This window comes from Dyella sp., assembly GCF_035685805.1.
GTDB lineage: Bacteria > Pseudomonadota > Gammaproteobacteria > Xanthomonadales > Rhodanobacteraceae > Dyella_A.
On record NZ_DASSAB010000033.1, the window covers coordinates 47,501 to 65,678 of the forward strand.

Annotated in this window: 15 protein-coding genes and 1 tRNA gene; 12 read left to right on the forward strand and 4 right to left on the reverse strand. The window is 66.8% G+C overall.

Translation table 11 applies throughout. The features are described from left to right. Positions 1-247 precede the first annotated feature (247 nt). The 9 genes from thrS to VFG40_RS07925 all read left to right on the forward strand — a co-directional run bounded on the left by thrS (position 248) and on the right by VFG40_RS07925 (position 7,865). The gene (gene thrS, locus VFG40_RS07885) at positions 248-2,149 is read left to right on the forward strand and encodes a threonine--tRNA ligase (protein ID WP_324896686.1); all 1,902 of its coding nucleotides are present in this window, start codon (positions 248-250) and stop codon (positions 2,147-2,149) included. A 27-nt stretch (positions 2,150-2,176) separates the two neighbouring features. Further along, complete coding sequence (gene infC, locus VFG40_RS07890; protein WP_414649270.1) at positions 2,177-2,716, forward strand: translation initiation factor IF-3; 540 nt, start codon at positions 2,177-2,179, stop codon at positions 2,714-2,716. A gap of 308 nt (positions 2,717-3,024) precedes the next feature. Continuing rightward, on the forward strand, positions 3,025-3,222 hold the full coding sequence (rpmI, locus tag VFG40_RS07895) for a 50S ribosomal protein L35 (protein WP_077445148.1): 198 nt from the start codon (positions 3,025-3,027) through the stop codon (positions 3,220-3,222). A 16-nt stretch (positions 3,223-3,238) separates the two neighbouring features. After that, a complete protein-coding gene (gene rplT, locus VFG40_RS07900) occupies positions 3,239-3,598 on the forward strand; it encodes a 50S ribosomal protein L20 (RefSeq protein WP_324896691.1) in 360 nt (119 codons plus the stop codon). A gap of 104 nt (positions 3,599-3,702) precedes the next feature. After that, on the forward strand, positions 3,703-4,698 hold the full coding sequence (gene pheS / locus VFG40_RS07905; protein WP_324896693.1) for a phenylalanine--tRNA ligase subunit alpha: 996 nt from the start codon (positions 3,703-3,705) through the stop codon (positions 4,696-4,698). Between the two features lie 22 nt (positions 4,699-4,720). After that, positions 4,721-7,099, forward strand: a complete 2,379-nt coding sequence (gene pheT / locus VFG40_RS07910; protein WP_324896695.1) for a phenylalanine--tRNA ligase subunit beta — start codon at positions 4,721-4,723, stop codon at positions 7,097-7,099. A gap of 1 nt (position 7,100) precedes the next feature. Next, a complete protein-coding gene (gene ihfA / locus VFG40_RS07915) occupies positions 7,101-7,400 on the forward strand; it encodes an integration host factor subunit alpha (RefSeq protein ID WP_109722733.1) in 300 nt (99 codons plus the stop codon). Continuing rightward, positions 7,381-7,737 (forward strand): MerR family transcriptional regulator, encoded by a 357-nt coding sequence (locus VFG40_RS07920; protein ID WP_324896698.1) that lies wholly within the window; start codon positions 7,381-7,383, stop codon positions 7,735-7,737. Before ihfA ends, VFG40_RS07920 begins: the two co-directional genes overlap by 20 nt. Before the next feature lie 51 nt (positions 7,738-7,788). Beyond that, a tRNA-Pro gene (locus tag VFG40_RS07925) sits at positions 7,789-7,865 on the forward strand. Between the two features lie 123 nt (positions 7,866-7,988). Here the strand turns inward: VFG40_RS07925 and serA are convergent. Beyond that, positions 7,989-9,221, reverse strand: coding sequence for a phosphoglycerate dehydrogenase (gene serA / locus VFG40_RS07930; RefSeq protein ID WP_324896700.1), 1,233 nt, complete (start codon positions 9,219-9,221; stop codon positions 7,989-7,991). Between the two features lie 123 nt (positions 9,222-9,344). Here serA and VFG40_RS07935 point away from each other — a divergent pair, with 123 nt between their 5' ends. After that, positions 9,345-10,733, forward strand: a complete 1,389-nt coding sequence (locus VFG40_RS07935) for a D-2-hydroxyglutarate dehydrogenase (protein WP_324896702.1) — start codon at positions 9,345-9,347, stop codon at positions 10,731-10,733. 209 nt (positions 10,734-10,942) lie between these two features. Continuing rightward, positions 10,943-11,920 carry a prolyl aminopeptidase gene (gene pip / locus VFG40_RS07940; RefSeq protein WP_324896704.1) on the forward strand — a complete coding sequence of 326 codons (978 nt, stop codon included), beginning with the start codon at positions 10,943-10,945 and terminating at the stop codon, positions 11,918-11,920. A 124-nt stretch (positions 11,921-12,044) separates the two neighbouring features. On the opposite strand, the gene VFG40_RS07945 is transcribed toward pip, so the two are convergent. Both VFG40_RS07945 and upp read right to left on the reverse strand, forming a co-directional pair. Further along, complete coding sequence (locus tag VFG40_RS07945; RefSeq protein ID WP_324896706.1) at positions 12,045-14,858, reverse strand: lamin tail domain-containing protein; 2,814 nt, start codon at positions 14,856-14,858, stop codon at positions 12,045-12,047. Positions 14,859-15,034: 176 nt separating this feature from the next. Next, on the reverse strand, positions 15,035-15,679 hold the full coding sequence (gene upp / locus VFG40_RS07950) for a uracil phosphoribosyltransferase (RefSeq protein WP_324896708.1): 645 nt from the start codon (positions 15,677-15,679) through the stop codon (positions 15,035-15,037). A 451-nt stretch (positions 15,680-16,130) separates the two neighbouring features. Here upp and VFG40_RS07955 point away from each other — a divergent pair, with 451 nt between their 5' ends. Continuing rightward, positions 16,131-17,441 (forward strand): MFS transporter, encoded by a 1,311-nt coding sequence (locus VFG40_RS07955; RefSeq protein ID WP_324896710.1) that lies wholly within the window; start codon positions 16,131-16,133, stop codon positions 17,439-17,441. A gap of 61 nt (positions 17,442-17,502) precedes the next feature. Here the strand turns inward: VFG40_RS07955 and VFG40_RS07960 are convergent. Continuing rightward, positions 17,503-18,178, reverse strand: a 676-nt coding sequence (locus VFG40_RS07960) for an aminotransferase class III-fold pyridoxal phosphate-dependent enzyme (RefSeq protein WP_324896712.1), incomplete at its 5' end; no start/stop codon positions are given.

The window sequence follows — 18,178 nt, forward strand, 5'->3', positions numbered from 1 at the left end:
TTCTATCGCCCACCTGACGGACGTGGTCTTTGCGGTGTGAAAGGAGGCGCCCCAGGGCACCTGTTCCGGCGCATTTTCTCGGCTAGACTAGGTATCTGCTTCGATCTTCCTGCCAAGGTGGCTCGCGTGCCAAACGCCGGCCGAGTGTGCGACATGTCCACTACCTCCCGCCCACGCTGACTTTTTCCACGCCTTGTCATCAGGAAAAGGGCGTCCAGCCCTTTTTTGCTTTCAAAAGAGACTTTTCATGATCGAGATCACCCTTCCCGACGGCAGCAAGCGGCCGTTCGAGCATCCCGTGAGCGTGCAGGACGTGGCCGCCTCCATTGGCGCCGGACTGGCCAAGGCCACTTTGGCCGGCAAGGTCGACGGCAAGCTCGTCGATGCCGGCTTCCCGATCGATCACGACGCCAGCCTGCAGATCGTCACCGACAAGAGCCCGGAGGCGCTGGAGATCCTGCGTCATTCCACTGCGCACCTGATGGGCCAGGCAGTGCAACGGCTGTACCCGGGCGCGCAGGTCACCATCGGCCCGGTGATCGACAACGGCTTCTACTACGACTTCGCCTACGAGCGGCCTTTCACCCCGGAAGACCTACCGAAGATCGAGGCCGAGATGCACAAGATCGTTGCCGAGCAATTGCCGGTGACGCGCAGCGTGAAATCGCGCGACGAGGCCGTGGCGTTCTTCCGCGGTCTGGGTGAGGAGTACAAGGCGCAGATCATCGAGTCGATTCCGGCCAGCGAGGATCTGTCGCTTTACTCCCAGGGCGAATTCACCGACCTGTGCCGCGGCCCGCACGTGCCCAACACCGGCAAGCTGCGTGCGTTCAAGCTGATGAAGGTGGCGGGCGCCTATTGGCGGGGCGATTCCAACAACGCGATGCTCACCCGCATCTACGGCACCGCCTGGCTGAACGACAAGGATCTGAAGGCCTACCTGCATCAGTTGGAAGAGGCTGAAAAGCGCGATCACCGCAAGATCGGCAAGGCGTTGAATCTGTTCCACCAGCAGGAAGAAAGCCCGGGGATGGTGTTCTGGCATCCCAAAGGCTGGGCGATCTGGCAGCAGGTTGAACAGTACATGCGCGACGTCTACCGCAAGAGCGGCTATCAGGAAGTGCGTTGCCCGCAGGTGCTGGACGTGTCGCTGTGGAAGCGGTCCGGCCACTGGGACAATTACGCCGAGAACATGTTCTTCACCGAGTCGGAGAAGCATACGTACGCGCTGAAGCCGATGAACTGCCCCGGCCATGTGCAGATCTTCAACACCGGCCTGCACAGTTACCGCGAGTTGCCCATTCGTTACGGGGAGTTCGGCGGATGCCACCGCAACGAGCCGTCCGGTGCACTGCACGGCATCATGCGCGTGCGTGCGTTTACCCAGGACGATGGCCATATCTTCTGCACCGCCGAACAGATCGAGTCCGAAGTCACCGCCTTCCACCAGCAGGCGATGGCGGTGTACGGCGACTTCGGCTTCGAAGACATCGCGTTGAAGATCGCACTGCGTCCAGACAAGCGCATTGGCACTGACGCGGTCTGGGATCGGGCCGAGGCCGCGCTGCGCGCGGCGCTGTCGGCCGCCGGCGTGCAGTGGGAAGAGCTGCCGGGCGAAGGAGCCTTCTATGGCCCGAAGATCGAGTACCACATGAAGGACTCGATCGGTCGGGCATGGCAGGTGGGCACCATGCAGGTCGATTTCATGATGCCGGAGCGCCTGGGCGCCGAGTATGTCGACGAAAACTCGCAGCGCCAGCACCCTGTGATGCTGCATCGCGCCATCGTCGGTTCCATGGAGCGCTTCATCGGCATCCTGATCGAGCACCACGCAGGCCTGCTGCCGCCGTGGCTGGCGCCGGTGCAGGCGGCGGTGTTCAGCATTACCGACGCCCAGGCGGATTATGTCGCTGAGGTAACGCAAGCCCTTGTCGACAAAGGTTTCCGGGTAGAGGCCGATTTGCGCAACGAGAAGGTCGGCTATAAAATCAGGGAGCATACGATCCAGAAAGTGCCGTACCTGCTTGTCGTTGGTGATCGCGAGAAGGAGGCCGGTGCCGTTTCTGTGCGTACCCGTTCGGGGGAAGATCTCGGCAGCATGCCGCTGGCCGACTTCATCGAACGTCTGCAGGCCGAGACGCGCCGTTGACGGCGCGCCCGGTTCAATAACAATTTTCTGGAGGATAGTGGTATCGCAACCACCGACAGCAAGGGCAATCGCCGCAACCTCGAGATCCGCGTTCCGCGGGTCCGCGTGATCGGCGTCGATTCCGAACAGCTTGGCATTCTCACCCGTGACGAGGCCTTGGCCCTGGCGCAGGAAGCAGGCATGGATCTGGTCGAGATCCAGCCGAACGGCGATCCGCCGGTCTGCCGCATCATGGATTACGGCAAGTTCAAGTTCGAAGCCCAGAAGAAGGCTTCCGCCGCCAAGAAGAAGCAGAAGCAGGTCGAGATCAAGGAAGTGAAGTTTCGCCCCGTGACCGACGTGGGCGACTACCAGATCAAGCTGCGCAACATGCTCCGCTTCCTGGAAGAGGGCGACAAGGTCAAGGTCACCATCCGCTTTCGCGGCCGCGAGATGTCCCATCAGGATCTGGGCCAGAACCTGGCCAAGAAGATCCAGGAAGACGTCGGCGAGAACGGTCAGGTTGAATCGTTCCCGCGTCTCGAGGGGCGCCAGATGGTCATGATGATCGGGCCGAAGAAAAAGTAGGCGATCACGCGGCCGGTTCGCCCGGCGCGGACAGTGCAATCGGCGGCCTTCGGGCCGCCGTTTTGCGTTTTCGCCCCGCGGCACCGGGCATATGGCGCGCCGCGCTCTTGGGGTGGCAGGGCTTTCGGGCAACTGTTCCTGGCCTTTTCATCCGGCTACTGGTGCGCTGCCACATGCTTGCGTATACTTCGCGGTTCGACCCGCTTGGAAGGGTCGTGCACCGATCGCGGCAGGACGGAAAGAGTGGCTCGATCCTTTGGATCATCGCCACCGCCAGATCAGTCAGAAACCGGATAAGGAGCATTTCCATGCCCAAGATCAAGACCAACCGGGCGGCTGCGAAGCGTTTTCGCAAGACCGCGTCGGGCAAAATCAAGTGCGGTCACGCCTTCAAGTCACACATCCTGACCAAGAAGTCGACCAAGCGTAAGCGCGGCCTGCGTGCCCCGAACCACCTGAAAGCGTGCGACACCAAGGGTGTAGCTCGCATGTTGCCGTACCTTTAAGGCGGGGAGATAAACCATGGCTCGTGTAAAGCGTGGCGTTACCGCCCGTCGTCGTCACAAGAAAATCATTGGCCGCGCCAAGGGCTATTACAACGCCCGTCGCAAGGTCTTCCGCGTTGCCAACCAGGCCGTCATCAAGGCCGGTCAGTACGCCTACATCGGTCGCAAGCAGCGCAAGCGTCAGTTTCGCGCCCTGTGGATCGTGCGCATCAATGCTGCCGCACGTCAGTTCGGCATGTCGTACAGCCGTCTGATCAATGGCCTGAGCAAGGCCGGCATCACGGTCGACCGCAAGGTGCTGGCCGACATCGCCGTGCACGACATCAAGGCATTCGGTGCCATCGCGGAAAAGGCGAAGGCCAGTCTGGCTGCTTGATCGTCTTCAGCGCTCGCGCGCCGACGATATGATGTAAAGCAAGCGGGGAGGAGGCCAACGCCTCCTCCCCGTTTTCGTTTGGGGCAATCACCGGAACTGCATCGATGGACGATCTGGACAGCCGCGCCGCGCAGGCGCTGGCCGATATCGAACGGGCCGCTTCGCTGGACGCGCTCGATGCGCTGCGCGTCGGCCTGCTCGGCAAAAGCGGTGTCGTCACCGCCGCGCTGAAGTCGCTGGGCACGCTGGCGCCCGAGGAGCGCAAGGCACGCGGCGCCGAGGTCAACCGGGTCAAGGAGCGGCTTGCCGAGGCGTTGACTGCACGCAAGGCAACCCTGGAACAGGCCGAACTGGACCGGCGCCTCGCCTCGGAGACCATCGACATCAGCCTGCCCGGTCGCGACGGTGAGCGCGGTGGCATCCATCCGATCACCCGCGCGCTCGAGCGCATCGCCTCGATCTTCGCCCGGCTCGGCTACCAGCGCGCCGACGGTCCGGAGATCGAGGACGACTGGCACAACTTCGAGGCGTTGAACTTCCCGCCGCACCACCCGGCGCGTGCCATGCACGACACGTTCTACTTCGGCGACGGGCGCCTGCTGCGCACCCACACCTCGCCGGTGCAGGTGCGCTCGATGCAGGGTCGGCAGCCGCCGATCCGCATCATCGCGCCGGGCAAGGTCTATCGCAGCGATTCGGACCAGACCCACTCGCCGATGTTCCACCAGGTCGAAGGGCTACTGGTCGACGAGACCTCCAGTTTTGCCGACCTCAAGGGCACGCTGGCCGAGTTCGTCCGGGCGTTCTTCGAGCGCGATTTCGAGATGCGTTTTCGCCCGAGCTACTTCCCCTTTACCGAACCTTCGGCCGAGGTGGACATCCGCTGGGATGCGGAGGATGGATCCACCCGCTGGCTGGAGGTCCTGGGCTGCGGCATGGTGCATCCGAACGTGCTGAGAAACTGCGGCATTGATCCGGAGCGGTACACCGGCTTCGCGTTCGGCCTGGGCGTGGAGCGCTTCGCCATGCTGCGCTATGGCGTGTCCGACCTGCGCGCGTTCTTCGAGAACGACCTGCGCTTCCTCAAGCAGTTCGCGTAAGCCCGGCAAGGAACCGACAACGATGAAATTTTCCGAGAACTGGCTGCGCGAGCTGGTCGAAATCGAGGCGGACCGGGCCCAGCTGGCTCACGCACTGACCATGGCGGGCCTGGAGGTGGAAGAACTTACCGTCCTGGGCCAGGGGCTGGATGGGGTCGTGGTGGCCGAGATCGTGGCGGCCGAAAAGCATCCGGAAGCCGATCGGCTGCAGGTGTGCCGCGTCGATGCCGGACAGGGCGCGCTACTGCAGATCGTTTGCGGCGCGCCAAATGCGCGCGTGGGCATCAAAGTGCCGCTGGCCACCGTCGGCGCTTCGCTGCCGGGCGGCATCGCGATCAAGGCAGCCAGGCTGCGCGGGGTGGAGTCGACAGGCATGCTCTGCTCGGCCAAGGAGCTGGGAGTCGATGCCGATGCATCCGGCTTGCTGGAGCTGCCGGCGGACGCGCCGGTTGGCCAGCCACTGGCGACCTACCTCGGCCTGCCGGACGCCAGCATCGAGCTCAAGCTCACGCCCAACCGTCCGGATTGCCTGGGCCTGGTAGGTCTCGCGCACGACGTGGCAGCGCTTTTCGGCAGCCGGGTGAAGGTGCCGGCGCAGTCGACCGCTCCGGTGACCGGCGCCGCCCGTCGCGGCATTCGGCTGGAGGCGGGCAAGGATGCGCCGCGTTATCTCGGCCGCATCATCGAGGGCATCGACGCGACCGCGCGCACGCCATTGTGGATGGCCGAACGCCTGCGCCGGGCAGGGCTGCGCCCGATCAGCGCCGTGGTCGACGTCACCAACTACGTGATGCTCGAGCTGGGCCAGCCCATGCATGCGTTCGATAACGACGTGCTCCGTGGCGACATCGTGGTGCGCCATGCGGCGCAAGGCGAAACGCTGAAGCTGCTCGATGCCAGCGAGGCAACGCTCGACGGCGGCTTCGTGGTGATCGCCGACGAGCACCAGGCGCTGGCCGTCGCTGGCGTGATGGGTGGGCATGGCTCCCGCGTCACCGACACCACGGTGAACGTGTTCCTGGAGTCGGCCCACTTCGCGCCGGCCGCGATCATGGGCAAGGCGCGCAAGCTGGGTCTGCACACGGATGCCTCGCACCGTTTCGAGCGCGGCGTGGATCCGGCCCTGCCCCAGCGGGCGCTCGAGCGCGCCACCGAATTGCTGCTGCTGATCGTTGGCGGCCGCGCCGGGCCCGTGCTGGTGGCGGAGCGGCCCGACGACCTGCCGCAGCCCGTGCCGGTCACCCTGCGGCGCGATCGCCTGCGCCGCGTGTTGGGCGTGATGGTGGCCGACGCCGAAGTGTCGCGCATCTTTACCGCGCTGGGCATGCGCGTGGAGGATGCGCCCGATGGCTGGCGCGTCACCGCACCCAGCAGCCGCTTCGACATCGAGCGCGAAGAGGACCTCATCGAGGAGGTCGCGCGGATCTACGGCTACGACAACATCCCCACCCATACGCCGGCGGGCGCCCTGACGCTGGCGGCTGCGCCGGAAGCGCGCATCGACGAACTTGCCCTGCGCGAGCAACTGGCTGCGCGGGGCCACTACGAGGCGGTGAACCTGTCGTTCGTGCCGGCCGAGCTGCTTGCCCGCTGGGGCTTTGGCGACCAGGGGGTGCCGTTGGCCAATCCGCTGTCGGCGGACCTCGCGATCATGCGCCCGTCGTTGCTGCCTGGCCTGGTCGAGTCGCTGCGCCACAACCGGGCGCGCCAGCAGGAGCGGGTGCGCTTGTTCGAGGTGGCGCGGGTGTTCGCTGCCGGCGATCCGCCGCTGGAAACGCCGAGCCTGGCGATCGCCGCCTGCGGCGGCGCGCACGCCGAACAGTGGGGCGTGCCGGCCCGCGCGCTGGATTTCTTCGATCTCAAGGGTGATCTCGACGCCCTGATCGCCTGGGGTGGCGAGCCGCAGCGCTGGTCGGTGCACGCCGACCAGCTGCCCGGGTGGCTGCATCCTGGGCGCGGTGCGCGCGTGGCGCACGATGGCGTGACTGTGGGCTTCCTCGGTGCGCTGCATCCGCAGTTGGCCAAGGTGCTTGATCTCGGGCCGGACGTCCACGTGCTGGAGGTTGCCCTCGATCCGCTGCTGACCCGCCGGCTGCCGCGCGCGCGACCGGTCGCACGATTCCCCTCGGTTCGCCGCGACCTGGCGCTGGATCTGCCCGAGGCGGTCAGCTGGTCACAGATCGAGCGGGTGGTACGTGACACCCTCGGTGCCGTACTGAGCGAGCTCAAGTTGTTCGATCGGTACAGCGGCAAAGGGGTCGAAGCAGGCCGAAAGAGTCTCGCTATGGGCTTGATTTTACAGGACGCTTCACGCACGCTTACCGACGACGACGCGGACCGTTGCGTACGTGAGGCGGTTACCGCGTTGGAGATGTCATGCAAGGCAAGGTTGCGAGGTTGAGATGGCGCTGACCAAGGCGGAAATGGCCGAGCGCCTGTTCCTCGAAGTGGGCCTCAACAAGCGCGAGGCGAAGGAATTCGTCGACGCTTACTTTGAGGTGGTGCGCGAAGCCTTGGAAAGGGGAGAACAGGTGAAGTTGTCCGGTTTCGGCAATTTCGACCTGCGCATGAAGAACCAGCGTCCGGGGCGCAACCCGAAAACCGGCGAGGAGATTCCTATCTCCGCGCGGCGGGTGGTGACGTTCCGTCCGGGTCAGAAACTCAAGGTGCGGGTCGAGGGCTATGCTGGACCAAGGGAATAACACCGAACTACCCGCGATTCCGGCCAAGCGCTATTTCACCATCGGTGAGGTCAGCGAGTTGTGCGGGGTGAAACCGCACGTGCTGCGCTACTGGGAGCAGGAGTTTCCTGCGCTCAACCCGGTCAAGCGCCGCGGCAACCGGCGCTACTACCAGCGCCACGACGTGCTGATGATTCGCCAGATTCGTTCGCTGCTGTACGACGAGGGCTTCACCATTACCGGTGCGCGCGCCCGTCTGGAGGGGCCCCAGGCGAGGATGGAAGCGAGCATGTCGCACCAGATCGTGCGCCAGGTGCGGATGGAACTGGAAGAAGTGCTGGGCATGCTGCGGCGCTGAGAGCTTCCGGCGCGGCCCCGCAAGCTGCTAGACTTGCGGACTTGTTTCAGTCGGGGCGTAGCGCAGCCTGGTAGCGCATCTGCCTGGGGGGCAGAGGGTCGTCGGTTCGAATCCGGCCGCCCCGACCATTTGATTAGCTGGGCGGCTGCATCGTCCCATCAAACCGCGCCTCGGCGCGGTTTTTTGTTGCCTGCTTGCGTCAGTTGCGTCCTTGCGATGGCCAGGAGTGCCTCCGGTCGAACCGGCCTGGTTCAGTACAGCACTCGCGTGCGCAGCGTGCCCTGGATCGCGGCGAGCTTGTCCTTCAATGCGTCGGCCTGCGCCTCGTCGGCCGAGACGTCGATCACTACGTAGCCGACCTGCGGGTCGGTCTGCAGGAACTGCGCGTCGATGTTGATGTTGCCGGCGGAGAACAGCTCGTTGATGCGCGACAGCACGCCCGGCACGTTCTGGTGGATGTGCAGCAGACGGCGGCTGCGCGGGTGCTCCGGCAGCGACACCTCGGGAAAGTTCACCGCCGACAGGGTTGAGCCGTTGTCGCTGTAGCGCACCAGCTTGGCGGCCACCTCGATGCCGATGTTGTCCTGCGCCTCGAGCGTGGAACCGCCGATGTGCGGTGTCAGGATCACGTTGTCCAAGCCCACCAGCGGAGAGACGAACGGGTCGCTGTTGCCCTTGGGCTCGACCGGAAACACATCGATCGCGGCGCCGGCCAGATGCCCTTGCTGCAGTGCCTTGGCCAGCGCGTCGATATCCACCACGGTGCCGCGCGATGCGTTGATCAACAGCGCGCCGGCGCGCATCTTCGCCAGCTGGCTGGCGCCGATCATCATCTGGGTGGCGGGAGTCTCGGGAACGTGCAGCGTGACCACGTCCGAGCGCGCCAGCAGGTCGTCCAGGCTTGCCGCCGCGCGGGCGTTGCCGAGCGACAGCTTGGTCTCGATGTCGTGGAAGATCACCTGCATGCCCAGGCCCTCGGCCAGCACGCCGACCTGGGTACCGATGTGGCCATAGCCGATCACGCCGAGCGTCTTGCCGCGCGCCTCGTAGCTGCCGGCGGCGGACTTGGTCCAGCCGCCGCGGTGGCACAGCGCGTTCTTCTGCGGGATGCCGCGCAGCAGCATGATCGCCTCTGCCAGCACCAGCTCCGCCACGCTGCGGGTGTTGGAGTAGGGCGCATTGAACACCGGCACGCCCAGTTTCTTGGCCGTTTCCAGGTCTACCTGGTTGGTGCCGATACAGAAGCAGCCCACCGCGATCAGCCGCTTGGCTTCGGCCAGCACGTCGGCGGTGAGGTGGCTGCGCGAGCGGATGCCGACGATGTGCGCCTCGGCAACGCGCGCCTTCAGCTCGTCTTCCGGCAGCGAAGTCTGGTGGTATTCGATCTGGCTGTAGCCGGCCTGGCGGAAGATCTCCACCGCGTTCTGGCTGACGCCTTCGAGCAGCAGCACCTTGATGTCTTCTTTGGGAAACGAGGTTTTCATGCCGGTCCATCGCCGCGTGACGGGAGCACCACTATGCCAGAGCCGGCGCTGCGATGCGGCGGTGCACCACTGGACCGTGCCGGAGCCGGATGTCAGGCTAACTGCCTGCCCCAGGACCCTGCCATGACCGATCCCATGCTCGCCACGCTTGCTGCCGCTGCGCCCGGCCTGCGTCTGCTCACGGACGCCGCGGACCTTGAGCACTACGGCCGCGACTGGACCCGTCGTTGGACGCCTGCACCGCTGGCGATCGCCTTGCCCGGCACGATCGAGGAGCTGCAGGAGGTGATGCGCTGGGCGCACCGGCACGCCCTGGCGGTGGTGCCCTCGGGCGGGCGCACCGGGCTTTCCGGTGGCGCGGTCGCCGCCGATGGCGAACTGGTGGTGAGCCTGGAGCGGATGAACCAACCCGTGGCCTTCGACGCGGTCGACCGCACGCTCACCGTGCAGGCCGGCATGCCGCTGCAGGCGGTGCAGGACGCCGCGAGGTCGCATGGCTTGCTCTATCCGGTCGATTTCGCCGCCCGCGGCTCGTGCTCGATCGGCGGCAACATCGCCACCAATGCCGGCGGTATCCGGGTGATCCGCTACGGCAACACGCGAGAGTGGATCGCCGGCCTCACCGTGATCACGGCCACCGGCGAGCGGCTGGAACTCAACCGGGGCCTGATCAAGAACTCCAGCGGCTACGACCTGCGCCAGCTGATGATCGCCTCGGAGGGCACGCTCGGCATCATCGCCGAGGCCACGCTCAAGCTCACCGACCCGCCGCCGCCGTCGCAGGTGATGCTGCTGGCGCTGCCGCACATGGATGCCTTGATGCAGGTGTTCGCGCTGTTCCGCGGGCGGCTGTCGCTGCAGGCGTTCGAGTTCTTCACCGACGTGGCGCTGCGCCACGTGCTGGCCCACGGCGCCCAGCGGGCGATCGAGGGCGATCATCCGTTTTACGTGGTCACCGAGTACGACGCAGCGGACGAACAGGCGCAGGACGCTGCCCTGGCCGCCTTCGAGCACGGCATGGAGCAGGGCTGGATCAGTGACGGCGTGATCGCGCAGAGCGATGCACAGGCCAATGCGTTGTGGCGACTGCGCGAGGGCATCACCGAGAGCCTGGCGCCACGCCGGCCGTACAAGAACGACGTGTCGGTGCGGGTCAGCGCGGTGCCCGCCTTCCTGCACGCGATGCAGGCGTTGCTCGGCGCGGAGTACCCGCAGTTCGAGGTGGTGTGGTTCGGCCATATCGGCGACGGCAACCTGCACATCAACGTGCTCGCGCCGCCCGGCATGGACGACGCGATGTTCATTGCCCAGTGCGAGCACGTCACCAGGCACCTGGCTGCCACGTTGCAGCAGTTCGGCGGCAGCATCTCGGCCGAGCACGGCATTGGCCTGGTCAAGCGCGCGTACCTGGAAAGCACCCGCAGCGCGGTGGAGATCGCGCTGATGCGTGGCGTCAAGCAGGCCTTCGATCCGAACGGCATCCTCAATCCCGGCAAGCTGTTCGTCCGATAGCGGCCATGGCAAGGCGGCACGCCTTCGCCAGCAGCACAGAATCGTCAGCACCAGCGCCGTGCGCGCGGTGAGCCGTGTCTGGTGACGCATCGCGGCCGGGCCTGTCCCGCCCGCTGCTGATCACGTGCGTGCACCCGCCAGGCCGGAAAAGCGGCGACCGCCTGCGTGCTAGCCTAAGCGGCTGTCGCCACTTCAAGGAGCGTGTTGCCATGTCGTCGGAGCGCCGTACGCTGTATCCCGAGATCGAGCCGTTCGATAGCGGGTTCCTGAAGGTCTCGCCGCTGCATACGCTGTACTACGAGCAGAGCGGCAACCCGAACGGCAAACCGGTGGTGTTCCTGCACGGCGGCCCGGGTGGCGGCGTCAACGGCAAGTGCCGGCGCTTCTTCGACCCGGCGCTGTACCGCATCGTGCTGTTCGACCAGCGCGGTTGCGGCAAGTCCACGCCACACGCCGAGCTCACCGACAACACCACCTGGGACCTGGTCGCCGATATCGAGCGCCTGCGTCAGCATCTGGCGATCGATCGCTGGCAGGTGTTCGGAGGTTCGTGGGGCTCCACGCTGGCGCTGGCCTACGCCGAGACGCATCCGGATCGGGTCACCGAGCTGGTGCTGCGCGGCATCTTCATGTTGCGCCGGTCGGAACTGGAGTGGTTCTACCAGAAGGGCTGCGACGCACTTTATCCCGATGCCTGGGAAACCTATCTCGGCGCGATCCCGGAGGCCGAACGGGGCGACCTGATGAGCGCCTACCACCGGCGCCTCACCAGCGACGGTGCCGCCACGCGGATCGCGGCGGCGCGCGCGTGGTCGGTGTGGGAGGGCGCCACCAGTTTCCTGTGGCAGGACCAAGGGCATATCGATTCCAGCGCAGAGGACGAATTCGCGCTCGCCTTCGCGCGCATCGAATGCCACTACTTCGTGCACGGCGGGTTCTTCGAACACGACGACCAGCTGCTGCGCAACGTGGGTCGCATCCGCAACATCCCGGCCACCATCGTGCAGGGCCGCTACGACGTGGTGTGCCCGATCCGCAGCGCGTGGGACCTGCACCGTGCCTGGCCCGAGGCGGACCTGCGCATCGTGCAGGACGCGGGGCACTCGGCCTTCGAGCCGGGGATCCTGCACGAACTGGTGGAGGCCACGGACCGCTTCGCCCGCCTTGGTGCCAGCCGCACGGCCTGATCCGAGCGAGTGAATCGAGCGGCTTGCACGTGCGGGTCGGCCGCAGCAATCAGCCGGTGTCGCGGAAAAAGGAAAAGGCCACGCCCCGGCAGGAGCGTGGCCTTTTCGGTTTCAGCGCTGCGGCTTAGTGGTGATCGCGGCCATGGTCATGGTCATGGTCATCGTGACCGTGGCCGTGCCCGCGCGGCTTGCTGCCGAACAGGATGGAAGGATCGAGCAATTCCACCACCAGGCCGTCATGGTCCGAGGCCCCGATCGCCTGGGTCACGCCGGTGGCGCTGGCCGCGTCCTCGAGCGTCTGTGCCGGTGCATCGAGATCCCCGCGGCCGTACTGCATGCGCAGGAAGCGCCAGCGGGCCGGCAGGTTCAGCAGCGCGTGGTCGAGCACCTGGAAGGTCGGCACCGAGCGGCCGGAGTTGCCCGAGCCCGCCTTGGTGTAGCCCTGGATCTCGCCGAAGTTCTGCGTGAACTGGAACGAGTAGCGATCGTTCGCCGGCACCGACTCCACCGCGTTCCACAGCGACGGATGCACGATGTTCGGCTCACCCAGCTTGAGCAGGTTCTCGCTGTCCTTGTAGCGTCCGGAGATCAGCCCGACCATGTCGACGAAGCCGTCGCTGAACTGGTAGGCGTTGAAGTCGCCCACCACCACCAGCGGGGTCAGCGGCGAGGCCTGCTGCAGCTGCTGCACCTGCGTGGCGATCGACTTCGCCTGCTCGAACCGCTTCTCGCGATCGCGATCGGCCGAGCTGCCGGTCTTGTCGACGTTCTGGCGGGCCTTGGTGTGCACCGAGATCACCTGGAACCGCATCAGCCCGGCCTGCGCCGTGAGCAGCAGCGGCGGATGGTCGTGGATGTACGGCGTGTTGCCGTTGTCATCCCAGGTCTCGTCGGCCGCCAGCTGGCGCACCGAGAGCACCTTCACGCGATCGGTCCGCACCAGGAAGCCCACATCGATACCCGAAGGGTCGTGGCCTTCCATCAGGTAGGCGTCGTAGCTCACGCCGTAGTCGTCGCCGAGCTGCTTGGCCAGGCCCTGCAGCAGCGGCAGGCTTTTGACTTCCTCCACCGACAGCACGTCCGGTGAGCGCAGCACGCCGCCGATGTACGCCGACAGCCGGCGGGTCTTCAGCGCCACCTCCTCTGCGGTCGGCTCGCCGGAGCCACCGCTGCAGGTGTAGGTGGTGTCGAAGGTGGTGTCGCAGAAGCGCTCGGTGTTGAACGCGCCGATCCGCAGCGCCACCGGAATCGCGTGATCCACCGCCCGCGGCAGCTGCACCGCTTTCTTCAGCTTGAATGAGGTGGGGATCAGCGTGTACGCGCCGAAGTCGTAGGAGATCACGCCCTCGGCCTCGAACGTGGAGCCGGCATTGAACGGCGTGTTCAGCGGCACCGCGCCGAAGTCGGCAGTGTTCATCTTGAACACTTCCGGGTTGCCGTCCCAGTGGGGCAGGCTCACGCCGTCCGGCACCGGTACCCCGTAGACCACGCCCGGCTCGCGCAGCGAGCGCCGGCCGTTGGCGGTGATGCTCACCTCGGCGAACGGCTCGCTGCTGAAGCGCTTGTTGCCGGTGTTGATCATGCCGTGGCGCAGCTTCACCCGCATGCTGATGAAGCACTGGAAGTTGGTGGCGCCGCACGACAGGTGGTCCGGATTGGACGAGGGCGTGGCGGCATCGAACATCACCGCCTTCGGCAATTCCGCCCCGTGCGATACGACGTTCACGACCGGGTTCTTCAGCTCGGTGAGGTGGTAGTAGTTGTCCACCACCGCATCGACATCCACCACGTCGCCCATGGCGACCGTGGGTGCGCTGCCGGTGAACACGTAGACGCCGTTGGAGGTCAGCGGATCGGCGTCGGCGCGGGCGTCCGGGGTCTGCATGGTGAAGCCGGCCGGGCCCACCGCGGTGACGACGTTGCCGTGGGTAAGCACGGTCTTGCCCAGCAGCGGCGAGGTCTGCTCACGGCCCTGGATCTGCCACAGCTCGGCATCGACCGGGATGTCGTACAGGATCGCGCCGATCGCGCTGTCGCGGGCCAGCGTGTAGCCGCCCGAGGGGTTGCTCAGGGTGACGTCGAAGGCGCGGTCGGTCTTGCCGACGCTGCTGCCGTGCACGATCACGTTGAAGCTGGCGCTGCTTTCGCCCGGCGCGACGGTGAGGTCGGTGTCGAGCGCGTCGTAGTCGCCGGCGCTGGCCGAGGCGGTGTCGTCCGCGGTGGCCACGTGCACGGTCACGCCGCTGCCGGCCGGAGCCGGCTCGGACAGCGTGATGGTGAACGGCATCGCCACGTCGGCGGCGCCGCGTACGGTGGCGCTGGCATCGGCGATTGACACGCTGGCGCCCATCGCCACGCACGGGCTGGCGCTGTTGCTGGGGGTGCTGGGGCTGGCCAGCACGAAGTCGGCGCTGTTGTCGCCGCTGTCGTTCGGCAGGCCGGCGGCGTTGGTGCTGCGGATGTAGGACTGGTCGGCGTTGTTGCTGCCGAGCGAGGCCAGCGGCGTGCCCTCCTGGTAGGCCGAGCCGGCGCTCAGGCCGACCTGGTCGATCATCGAGCCGGAGGCATCGAGAATCGCCAGCCCACCGGTGTCGGTGACGCCGGTGCTGTAGGTGAGGTCGCCGGCGACGGTGCCGGAATACCCGCTGCTGGATTTGTTGGTCAGCAGCAGATGGCAGCCCGGTGCGATGCGTGTGCCGTCCGGCAAGGTGAGGCGCGTGCCTACCGTGCCGCTGGCGTTGGAGCCATTGAGCTGATAACCGGACACATCCAGCGCGCTCGAGCCGGCGTTGACCAGCTCGACGAACTCGTCGTTGCCGCCGGCCGGCCCGCGGACGCGGAACTGGTTGATCTGAAGATCGCTGGCGTAGGCGGAAAATGACATCGCCGCGCCGGTCAGCGTCGCCAGGATGGCGCGCCGCATGGTGGTTCCCTGCATGAAAAGTCACTCCCTCTGGCGGGATCCTTGCCGGATCCATGAAACGCCGCACGCTAGCAAGCTTTTGCGACAGTTCTGCGAACGCTCCCCCCGGAGCCGCGCTGTCGGCGATGTCGGCCCATGCCGACATCCGATTACTTTGCGTGATGTGGGATAGGGATGAAACCCCCGTACGCTCAGCCCGCGTCGGGCAGCTGCTTGGTGCCGAAAATCTTGTCGCCGGCGTCGCCGAGGCCGGGCAGGATGTAGCCCTGGGCATTGAGCTGGTCGTCCACCGCCGCGGTGTAGATCTCCACGTCCGGGTGCGCGGCCTGCATCCGCGCAAGGCCCTCTGGCGCCGCCACCAGGAACAGCCCCTTGATGCGCTTGCAACCGGCAGCCTTGAGCATGTCGACGGTGGCGAGCAGGGTGCCGGCGGTCGCGAGCATCGGGTCGACGATCAGCGCGATGCGCTCGTCCATGCGGCCGGTGAGCTTCTCGTAGTAGGTGACCGGCTTGAGCGTTTCCTCGTCGCGCTGCAGGCCGACCACGCTGACCTTGGCGGCGGGAATCAGATCGAGCACGCCCGGCAGCATGCCCAGCCCCGCGCGCAGAATCGGCACGATGGTGATCTTCTTGCCCTTGATCTGCTGCACCGTCAGCGGCCCGGCCCAGCCGTCGATCATCTGCGCGACGGTCTCCAGGTCCTTGGTTGCCTCGTAGGTCAGCAACGCGGCGACCTCCGAAGCCAGTTCGCGGAAGTCCTTGGTGCTGATGCCGGCCCGACGCATCAGGCCGAGCTTGTGCTGGATGAGCGGGTGACGGACTTCGACGACGGGCATGCGCGTGGGCCTGTGTGTGGAGAAGCGACGCGTGTCGCATGGCCGCAAAGCTTATGGCCTGCAGCCGACAAGCGCATCCGCGGTGCTTCGGTGGCCGCGATCGCTCACGCTGCAGGCAGCGGTTCACGAAGCACCGCCAAGGCGCCCGGGACGACCGTTGGCCGCTTCCGCCCGGCCCTCCGTGGCCTCCTCCAGCGCGCTGCCGTTCCCGGCGCAGTGTCGACATCACCGAGGCGAGGCCCTTGGCGTGCATGGCCCGCCCGTCGCGGCGCCGCTGGCGGCGAGGGCGGCAGGCCATGGACGGCGTTGCCCGCCCTGGCCTGGTCGCACGCGTGGCCGCCGGCCGCCGCGCGCGGCGTTGTCGTCACGCGCGACCGCCTGCATTGCCAGCGACCGACGCATCGTCGATGCTTGGCCGGCACGGGGTCGCTGCGCGGCCAAGGGAGAGTGCATGAGCGAGGATGCGGCGCACGCCGTGGAAGATCGCCCCACCCGCACCGCCCACCCGCTGCGCAAGCGCCAGGTCGCGGCGGTGGCCGTGGGCAACGCGATCGAGTTCTACGATTTCGTCACCTACGCGTTCTTCGCCACGCAGATCGGGCGCACTTTCTTTCCTTCCGACGAACCGGGCGCCAGCCTGCTGGCTTCGCTGGCCACCTTTGGTGCGGGCTTCCTCACCCGTCCGCTGGGTGCCTGGGTGATCGGTCGCATGGGCGACCGGCGCGGACGCAAGCCGGCGATGCTGCTGTCGTTCGGCCTGATCGGCGTGGCGGTGATCGGCCTGCCGCTGGTGCCATCGTACGCATCGATCGGCGTGGCCGCCCCGGTGCTGGTGGTGATGTTCCGGCTGCTGCAGGGCTTCGCGCTGGGCGGCGAGGTGGGGCCGAGCACCGCGTTCCTGATGGAGGCGGCGCCGCTGCATCGGCGCGGGCTGTATATCTCGATGCAGGCGATGGGGGCCGACGCCGCCGTGCTGGTGGCGGGCCTGGTGGGCGTGGCGCTGGCGCACGCGCTGACGCCGGCCCAGCTCGACGCCTGGGGCTGGCGTGTCGCGCTGGGGCTGGGCGCGGTGATCGTGCCGTTCGGGCTGCTGATGCGGCGCACGCTGGAGGAAACCTCCGAGCCACGCCGCGCGCCATCGCCGCGGGTCGGCCGCATCGGTTATCTGCGGGTAGCGCTGCTGGGCATCGCCATGCTGGCTGCCGCCACCACCAGCAACTACGTGCTGGAGTACATGACCACCTACGCCAACACCACGCTGGGTCTGTCCGAGCGCGTGGCGCTGGGGGCGACCGCGCTGGTCGGCCTGTGCGGCCTGGTGTGCGACCCGCTCAGCGGGTGGCTGTCCGACCGGCTGGGCCGCAAGCCGGTGATGCTGGTGCCGTGGCTGGTGCTGCTGGTGGCGATCCTGCCGGCATTCTGGCTGCTCGATCGCGAGCGCAGCGGCGCGGTGCTGTACCTGATCACCGTGGTGCTGACGGTGGCCTCCACGCTGTCCACCGGCACCGTGCTGGTCGCCGTCACCGAGTCCTTGCCGGCGCACGTGCGCTCCGGCGCGCTGGCGCTGGTCTACGCGCTGGCCATTTCGGTGTTCGGCGGGTCTACCCAGTTCGTGGTGGCCTGGCTGACGCGGCTCAGCGGCAACGCGCTGGCACCGGCCTGGTACATGATCGGGGCCGTGCTGGTGGGTCTTCTGGCGGCCTCGCTGCTGCCGGAGTCTGCGCCGGTTCGGCAGTCCACGCGCACGCCGGCCCCGGAATGAACAAGGGCGCGTCAGTAAGGACGCGCCCCTGGGTGTCACTGACGTCGATGGTGCGAGGCGATCAGGCCGCCTCGGCCTGCTCCCGCTTGGGGCCGTGCAGCAGCGCGTGCTTCACGTGCGCCACGATCAGGTCCACCTCGGCGCTGGTCACGTTGAAGTGCGGGGTGAAGCGCAGCGAGTTGACGCCGCCGTGGATCACGCCGATGCCGCGCTCGCGCATGTACTCCTCGGTGGAGCCGGCGCCGTAGCACTTGTACTGCGGGGCCAGCTCGCAGGAGAACAGCAGGCCGGTGCCCTGCACCTTGGTGATCAGGCCGCCGAGCTCGTCCTTCAGCGCGTTGAGCTTGGTCACGAACTCCTTGCCGCGCTCGCGGATGTTCTCGCGCACCGCGTCGCTGAGCTGGCCCATGGTGGCGCAGGCCACGTCGAGCGCGCGCGGGTTGGCGGTCATGGTGTTGCCGTAGATGCCCTTGCGGTACAGCGCGGCGGTGCGCTCGTTCACGGCGAGCACCGACATCGGGTACTGGCCGGCGTTGAGCGCCTTGGAGTAGGTCTCCATGTCCGGTGCCTCGAGCTTCTCGAAGCCCGGGTAGTCGACGATCGACAGCACGCCGTGGGCGCGCAGGCCAGCCTGGATCGAATCGACCAGCAGCAACGAACCGTGAGACTGGGTCAACTCGCGTGCGGCGGCGTAGAACTCCTTGGTCACCGCCCGGCCGGGGTCGCCTTCGCCCATC

Excerpts from the sequence above, each read along its gene's own strand:
- rpmI (WP_077445148.1), top strand. The coding sequence starts at position 3,025 with ATGCCCAAGATCAAGACCAACCGGGCGGCTGCGAAGCGTTTTCGCAAG.
- pip (WP_324896704.1), top strand. The coding sequence starts at position 10,943 with ATGTCGTCGGAGCGCCGTACGCTGTATCCCGAGATCGAGCCGTTCGAT.
- serA (WP_324896700.1), bottom strand. The coding sequence starts at position 9,221 with ATGAAAACCTCGTTTCCCAAAGAAGACATCAAGGTGCTGCTGCTCGAA.
- rplT (WP_324896691.1), top strand. The coding sequence starts at position 3,239 with ATGGCTCGTGTAAAGCGTGGCGTTACCGCCCGTCGTCGTCACAAGAAA.
- VFG40_RS07955 (WP_324896710.1), top strand. The coding sequence starts at position 16,131 with ATGAGCGAGGATGCGGCGCACGCCGTGGAAGATCGCCCCACCCGCACC.
- pheS (WP_324896693.1), top strand. The coding sequence starts at position 3,703 with ATGGACGATCTGGACAGCCGCGCCGCGCAGGCGCTGGCCGATATCGAA.
- ihfA (WP_109722733.1), top strand. The coding sequence starts at position 7,101 with ATGGCGCTGACCAAGGCGGAAATGGCCGAGCGCCTGTTCCTCGAAGTG.
- thrS (WP_324896686.1), top strand. The coding sequence starts at position 248 with ATGATCGAGATCACCCTTCCCGACGGCAGCAAGCGGCCGTTCGAGCAT.
- VFG40_RS07945 (WP_324896706.1), bottom strand. The coding sequence starts at position 14,858 with ATGCAGGGAACCACCATGCGGCGCGCCATCCTGGCGACGCTGACCGGC.
- pheT (WP_324896695.1), top strand. The coding sequence starts at position 4,721 with ATGAAATTTTCCGAGAACTGGCTGCGCGAGCTGGTCGAAATCGAGGCG.
- VFG40_RS07920 (WP_324896698.1), top strand. The coding sequence starts at position 7,381 with ATGCTGGACCAAGGGAATAACACCGAACTACCCGCGATTCCGGCCAAG.
- VFG40_RS07935 (WP_324896702.1), top strand. The coding sequence starts at position 9,345 with ATGACCGATCCCATGCTCGCCACGCTTGCTGCCGCTGCGCCCGGCCTG.
- upp (WP_324896708.1), bottom strand. The coding sequence starts at position 15,679 with ATGCCCGTCGTCGAAGTCCGTCACCCGCTCATCCAGCACAAGCTCGGC.